This is a genomic window from Micrococcus sp. TCR-5, from assembly GCF_052220525.1.
GTDB lineage: Bacteria > Actinomycetota > Actinomycetes > Actinomycetales > Micrococcaceae > Micrococcus > Micrococcus luteus.
Map to the genome: position 1 here is coordinate 1 of NZ_JBQPDO010000029.1, position 7065 is coordinate 7065.

General features: G+C 73.2%; 4 protein-coding genes and 1 pseudogene. All 5 read right to left on the reverse strand.

The features are described from left to right. Positions 1-13: 13 nt before the first annotated feature. The gene (locus ACTSKS_RS10805; RefSeq protein WP_036316917.1) at positions 14-514 is read right to left on the reverse strand and encodes a DUF4233 domain-containing protein; all 501 of its coding nucleotides are present in this window, start codon (positions 512-514) and stop codon (positions 14-16) included. Next, complete coding sequence (locus ACTSKS_RS10810; RefSeq protein WP_036340400.1) at positions 511-2064, reverse strand: bifunctional folylpolyglutamate synthase/dihydrofolate synthase; 1554 nt, start codon at positions 2062-2064, stop codon at positions 511-513. The genes ACTSKS_RS10805 and ACTSKS_RS10810 overlap by 4 nt, the downstream gene beginning before the upstream one ends. Continuing rightward, positions 2064-5480, reverse strand: a complete 3417-nt coding sequence (ileS, locus tag ACTSKS_RS10815; RefSeq protein WP_158183719.1) for an isoleucine--tRNA ligase — start codon at positions 5478-5480, stop codon at positions 2064-2066. Before ileS ends, ACTSKS_RS10810 begins: the two co-directional genes overlap by 1 nt. A 277-nt stretch (positions 5481-5757) precedes the next feature. Continuing rightward, entirely contained in the window at positions 5758-6393 is a 636-nt protein-coding gene (locus ACTSKS_RS10820; protein WP_158184480.1) for a TIGR03085 family metal-binding protein, read from the reverse strand. 80 nt (positions 6394-6473) lie between these two features. Continuing rightward, positions 6474-7065: pseudogene (locus tag ACTSKS_RS10825) on the reverse strand (pyridine nucleotide-disulfide oxidoreductase); the annotation flags it as partial.

The window sequence follows — 7065 nt, forward strand, 5'->3', positions numbered from 1 at the left end:
TGGGGCCCGGGTCTCAGCGTCCGTGCTCGGCCTCCCAGGCGGCCTCGAGGCGGTCCCGGTGGGCGTTCTCGACGTCCATGGCACCGCCCTTGATCACGGCGTACGCCCACGTCAGCGCGAAGAGGGCCCCCACCACGAACATCGAGTACTCCCAGAAGCCGGAGGCCAGCAGGACGGCCTGGATCGCCCAGCCGATCGCGATGCCGACGGGCTTGCGCACCAGGGCGCAGGTCAGCACCGCGACGACGGCCAGCGCGGAGTAGCCCGCCACGAACCACCAGGCGCCCGGCTCGTCCCGGTGCATGCCGAACAGCATGAGCCCGAGGAAGAAGATGAGCACCGCCTCGAGCATGAGGATCGTGGAGGTGAACAGGGCGCGCACGGAGCGGCGGCGCCGACGAGTGCCGGGGCGCCACTGCCGCTGGGCTCGCGTCTCACGCGCGGGGCGCCAGGACTCGTCGCCGAAGCGCCCCTGCTCCGTGGCGCCTCCGGTCTCCGGCTGGTCGGGGGTCATCGGTCCTCCTCCGGCCGGCGGCGGGCGCCGGCGTCGTCGCGGTCCTCGAGCAGCTCGAGGATCTCCGGGTCCAGGTCGTCCTCGTCGGCGTCCGCCAGCCCGACGGCGTCGAGCAGGTCGGCGGGGTCGAGGCCGCGGGCGGCCACGGTGACGGGGCCGGCGTGGCGGGGCTCGCCCACGAGGGTGCGGACCTCCGCGGCCAGGGTGATCGAGCCGAGCACGAGCACGCCGCCGCCGGTGCCGGAGGCCAGTTCGTCCGCGCTCGTCTCCAGGGCCTCCGCGCGGCCGACCGCCCACTCCAGGGCGTCCGGCACGGACTCGGTGGCGTACACGTCATCCTCGGGCCAGCCGGCGTCGACGGCCATGCGGGCCAGCTCCCCGGCCGGGATGGCGCGGGCCGAGGAGGACTGCGTCACCGCGAGGTCCTCCACGTCGTCGCCGAACGCCCGGTAGAGCGCCGCGAGCATGCCCGGCGCGTCCTTCTCCTGGAGGATCCCGACGACCAGCGAGAGGCGGGTGAAGCCGAACGCCTCCTGCACCGCGCGGGCCGTGGCCCGCACGCCGTCCGGGTTGTGGGCGGCGTCCACGATGAGCGTGGGGGCGGTGCGCAGCACCTCGAGCCGGCCGGGCGAGGTGACCTGGGACAGCCCCTCGCGCAGCAGCTCCTCGTCCAGCGGCCGCTCGCCGCCGCCCAGGAACATCTCCAGGGCCGCCACGGCGACCGCGAGGTTCTGCGCCTGGTGCTCCCCGAGCAGCGGCAGGAACAGGTCCCGGTACTCGGCCGCGAGGCCACGCACGGACACCTGCTGGCCACCCACGGCCAGGGAGCGCTCGAGCACGCCGAACTCGACGCCCTCGAAGCGGAACGGCACGTCGGCCGCTCGGGCCGCCTCGAGCAGCACCTGGGCGGCGTCGCGCTCCTGGGCGGCGGAGACGAGGGCGCCGCCGGGCTTGATGATGCCGGCCTTCTCCTCGGCGATCTCGGCCTCGGTCTCCCCCAGCAGGTCCGTGTGGTCCAGGGAGATGGGGGTGACCACGGAGACGACGGCGTCCGCGACGTTGGTCGCGTCCGTCACGCCCCCGAGGCCCACCTCGAGGACGATGACCTCGACGGGCTCGTCCGCGAACACCGCGAAGCCCAGCGTGGTGAGCGCCTCGAAGTACGTCAGCGGGACCTCGCCCGCGGCCTCGAGCTCCGCGTCCACGGTCTGCACGATCGGGAGGATCTCCCCCCACACGCGCACGAAGGTCTCGTCGGCGACGGGGGCGCCGTCGATGCTGATCCGCTCCGTGACGCGCTGCAGGTGCGGCGAGGTGTAGCGCCCGGTGCGCAGCCCGTACGCGCGCAGGACGGCCTCGACCATCCGCGCCGTGGACGTCTTGCCGTTGGTGCCGGTCAGGTGGATCACCGGGGCCGCGTGCTGCGGGTCGCCGAGCAGCGCGAGCACGCGCCGCATCGGCTCGAGCCGCGGCTGCATCTTGTTCTCCGGGGCGCGGGCGAGCAGGTCCCGGTAGACCTCCTCGACCGTGCCCGGGACGTCCCCGCGCATCACGCGTCTGCCTTCGCGACGGAGACGGCCACGGTCTTCATGGCGTCGTCGGCCGGGTCCTTGCGCGGGTCGGCCGCGCCGGAGTCCACGAGCTCCAGGTCCACCGTGAGGGTCTCCTCCGCGACGAGACCGCGGTGGGCCTCGAGCGCCGCCACGACGGCGGTGGGGCCTTCGATCCGCGTGCGCACGCGGTCGGAGACGTCCAGGCCGGCGTCCTTGCGGGCCGCCTGGACGGCGCGGACCACGTCCCGGGCGGTGCCCTCGGCGGCCAGCTCCGCGGAGACCTCGGTGTCCAGCACGAGGAAGCCGGCGGTGCCGGGCAGCACGCCCACCGCGGTCCCCTCGGGGGCACCGGTGGAGACGGTGCGCAGCTCGTAGAGCGCGGGGGCCAGGGTCACGGTCTCGCCGTCGGCGAGCGTGACCGCCAGGCCCTCGGCCGTCTCCTCGTACGCGCCGGCGTCGACCGCCTGCTTCACGAGCGGCACCTGCCTGCCGAACGCCTTGCCGAGCTCGCGGAAGTTCAGCTTCAGCTCCGTGCCGATGCCGTAGCGGGCGATCGCCTCCTCCGAGAGCTCGGTGAGCTCGACGTCCTTGAGGTTCAGCTCGTCCGCCACGATGCGGGCGTAGGTGCCCTCGAGGCCCGCCGCGTCCGGGACGACGACGGACAGGCGGGGCAGTGGCAGGCGCACCCGGCGCCCGGCCCCCTTGCGCAGGGCCGAGCCGGCCGAGCTGATGCGGCGCACGGCATCCATGCGGGCCACGAGGGAGTCCGCCTCGGGCCCGTGGGGGAACAGGTCGGCGTCCGGGTAGTCGGTCAGGTGGACCGAGCGGCCGCCGGTGAGGCCGCGCCAGATCTCCTCGGCGATCAGCGGCATCAGTGGTGCGGCGGCCCGGGTGAAGGCCTCCAGGACGGTGTAGAGGACGTCGAAGGCGACGGTGTCCTCGTCGAAGAACCGCTCACGGGACCGGCGGATGTACCAGTTGGTCAGGGTGTCCATGAAGCCGCGCAGCGCGTCCGTGGCGTCCGAGACCTCGTAGGCGTCCAGGCCGGCCTTGACCTCCCGCAGCATGCGGCCCGTGGCGGCCAGGATGTACTGGTCCAGGGGGTCCTCGGCGGTGTGCCGCTCCTGCGCGCGGTACCCCTCGGGGCGGGCGCCGCCGTCGTGCGCGGTGTTCGCGTACAGGGTGAAGAAGTGGTAGGCGTTCCACGCCGGCAGCAGCACCTGGCGGACGCCCTCGCGGATGCCGTCCTCGGTGACGATCAGGTTGCCGCCGCGCAGGATGGGGCTGGCCATGAGGAACCAGCGCATGGCGTCCGCGCCGTCGCGGTCCAGGACCTCCGTGACGTCCGGGTAGTTGCGCAGCGACTTGGACATCTTCTGCCCGTCCGAGCCGAGCACGATGCCGTGCGCGATCACGTTGGAGAACGCCGGCCGGTCGAACAGGGCGGTCGCCAGGATGTGCATGGTGTAGAACCAGCCGCGCGTCTGGCCGATGTACTCCACGATGAAGTCCGCCGGGTTGTGCGTGGGGAACCAGTCCGCGCGTTCGAACGGGTAGTGCACCTGGGCGTACGGCATGGAGCCGGAGTCGAACCAGACGTCCAGCACGTCCTCGACGCGGCGCATGACCGCACCGGCCGCGGCGGCCTCGGGGTCCGGGTGGGGGCGGGTGAGGTCGTCCACCCACGGGCGGTGCAGGTCCACCTCGCCCTGGGCGTTGCGCGGCAGGCGGCCGAAGGCCTCCTCGATCTCCGCGAGCGAGCCGTAGACCTCCTGGCGGGGGAAGTCGGGGTGGTCGGACTCCCACACCGGGATGGGCGAGCCCCAGTACCGGTTGCGGGAGATGGACCAGTCGCGCGCGTTGGCGACCCACGTGCCGAACTGCCCGTGCTTCACGTTGCCGGGGATCCAGGTGATCTCCTCGTTCAGCTCGAGCATGCGCTCCTTGATCTGGGTGACCTTGACGTACCAGGACGTCACCGCGCGGTAGATCAGGGGCGTGCGGCAGCGCCAGCAGTGCGGGTAGGAGTGCTCGTAGGAGGCCTCCCGCGCGAGCCGGCCCAGCGAGCGCAGGGCGCGGATGATCGTGCGGTTGGCCTCGAAGACCTGGACGCCGGCGATCTCGCGCAGGTCGCCGCGCCCGACGTCCTCGCGGGCGAACAGCGGCAGGAACCGGGCTCCGGAGTCCACGGAGAGCAGCACGGGGATGCCGTTGGCCTCGCACACGCGCTGATCGTCCTCACCGTAGGCCGGCGCCTGGTGGACCACGCCGGTGCCGTCCTCGGTGGAGACGTAGTCGTCCACGAGGATGCGGTGGGCGCCCTCGACGCCGAGGTCACGGCCGTTGACGGTGAAGGTCTCCCCGCGGTGGGCGTCGAACACGTCCGTGAACAGCGGCGCGTAGGCCAGGCCGCCGAGGCGGGCGCCGGGGATCGTCTCGGTGACCGCGGCGCGGGCGGCGTCGGCGTCGGCGTAGCCGAGCTCCTTGGCGTGGGCGCCCACGAGGTCCACGGCCAGGAGGAAGCGGTCCCCGTCCGCGGTCGCGCCCTCGGGGCCGGCCGGCACCACGGCGTACTGGATCTGGGGGCCGACGGCGAGGGCCGCGTTGGTCGGCAGCGTCCAGGGCGTGGTGGTCCAGGCCAGGACGTGGACGCCGGCCAGGTGCGCGGCGAGCGCCGCGTCGGCGCCGCCGTCTGGCACGAGGGCGGGGTCCGCCGGGAGGCCGGTGATCGGGAACGTGACGGTGACCGAGGGGTCCTGGCGCATCTTGTAGACGTCGTCGTCCATGCGCAGCTCGTGGTTGGACAGCGGGGTCTCGTCGTTCCAGCAGTAGGGCAGGACGCGGAAGCCGCGGTAGGTCAGGCCCTTGCGGTGCAGCTCGGAGAAGGCCCAGATCACGGACTCCATGAAGTCCGGGGTGAGGGTCTTGTAGTCGTTCTCGAAGTCGACCCAGCGGGCCTGGCGGGTCACGTAGTCCTGCCACTGGTCCGTGTACTTCAGGACCGAGGAGCGGCAGGCGTCGTTGAACTTGTCGATGCCCATGGCCTCGATCTCGGACTTGTCCGTCATGCCCAGCTGCTTCATCGCCTCGAGCTCGGCGGGCAGGCCGTGGGTGTCCCAGCCGAAGCGGCGCTCCACGCGGCGGCCCTGCTGCGTCTGGTAGCGGGCCACGAGGTCCTTGACGTACCCGGTGAGCAGGTGGCCGTAGTGCGGCAGGCCGTTGGCGAAGGGCGGGCCGTCGTAGAAGACGAACTCGTTCTGCGAGCCGTCCTCGTTGAAGGCGGGACGCTGGTCGATCGAGGCCTGGAAGGTGCCGTCCTCGTCCCAGTACGCCAGGATGCGGCGCTCGATCTCCGGGAAGCGCGGGGAGGCGGGGGTGCGGCCGTCAGGGGCGGAGGAGGCGAGGGGGTACACGGGGGTCCTTTGCGTCCGGGGCGTCGGTTCCGTGCAAGGACGCCCGAGGGCCCGACCCTCCGGCCGGCCGCGGACGCGGTACCACCTTGCTTGCCGGCGTCGGGAGGTCCCCGGGGTGCTGGCCGCTTGATGACTGCTGTGACGGGCTTACCCGTCCGGTTCTACTGGGGCCGTGCGGCCCGTTCTTCCGGAGGCTCGCCGGTGATGGCCGGGTCGACGCCTGTGCCCGCCAGTGTAGTGGACGATGCGCCGGCCCGTGGCCGCGGGCCGGAGCGCATCAGAGGGCGGTGCGCACGGCCGCCGACGCGTCGCCGTCGAGCTCCACGTGGGCGGCGTCCCGGCCCGAGGCCCAGAGGAGGAGCTCCCCGACCTCGCCGGTCACCGTGACGGGCGCCCGCAGCGCCACGGCCCCACGGGTGACGGTGACCGGGGCGCGACCCGGGCCCTGGAGGACCACCGGCGCCGCGGACTTACGCAGGAACAGCGGGGCCATGCGGCGCAGCGAGCGGTAGAGGGCGTCCTCCTCGTCCGGGGAGAACGAGCGCGGGGCGGGCAGCGAGCCGCCGGCCGACGACTCGCCGCGCCGGACGTCCTCGAGGTGGATGAAGTGCTCGGCCGCGTTCACGTGCCTGTCCGCCGCCCGCATGGGGTTCAGCGCCGACGGGCCCGCGGCCCACTCCCGCACGACCTCGGCGTAGTCGCGGCGCTTGGTCTCCGCGGTCAGGCGGTCGAGGTGGCGGGACAGCGGCGGGATGAACAGGGCGGCGAAGGCGTCGGGCCGTCTCTCCCGCAGCCAGAGGTGGGCGGCGAGGTCGCGGGTGCTCCAGCCGCCGCACAGGGTGGGCGCGTCGGGGCCCTTCTCGAGCAGGAGGTCAGCGAGGCGGGCACGTTCGGCTGCGGCGAAGGTGGTCATGGGCACCACGGTAGGGAGCGGGCCGCGGCGCGGGCGAGGGGTGGCCCGCGCCCCGCCGCGGGTCCACCCGACGCGAGGGCTCAGCCTCCGGCACCGAGGAGGACACCCTCCCGGGAGATGCGGGTCATCTCCTCCCGGTCCACGACCTTCACCCGCTCCCGCGCCACCGGACCGGCCTCCGTCGCCTGCGCACCCAAGGACTTCTCATGCTCATCCAGAGCATGCCAACCAGCCCACGTGGTGTACGGGACCTCACGGGACTCGAGCAGCTCGATCACGGACTCCTCCGACGGCTCCTGGGCCGTCCACAGCCCCGGCTCGTCCTCGATCAGATGCTTGATCGTCTCCAGGGAGTCACCCTTGGTGTGCCCGATCAACCCCACCGGGCCCCGCTTGATCCACCCCGAGGCGTACAGGCCCGGCACGGGGGCACCGTCCGCGTCGAGCACCCGGCCTTCCGCGTTCGGGATCACCCCGCGCACCTCATCGAACTCCACCCCCTCCACCGGGGACCCGAAGTAGCCCACCGCCCGGTAGATCGCCTGCACCGGGTAGTCCACGGTCTCGTCCGTCGGGCGGACCCCACCGGAACCGTCCAGCTCCATTCGGCGCATCCGCAGGCCGTCCACCCGGCCGTCGCCGTCCTCGTCCAGGAACTCCTCGGGGGCCTGC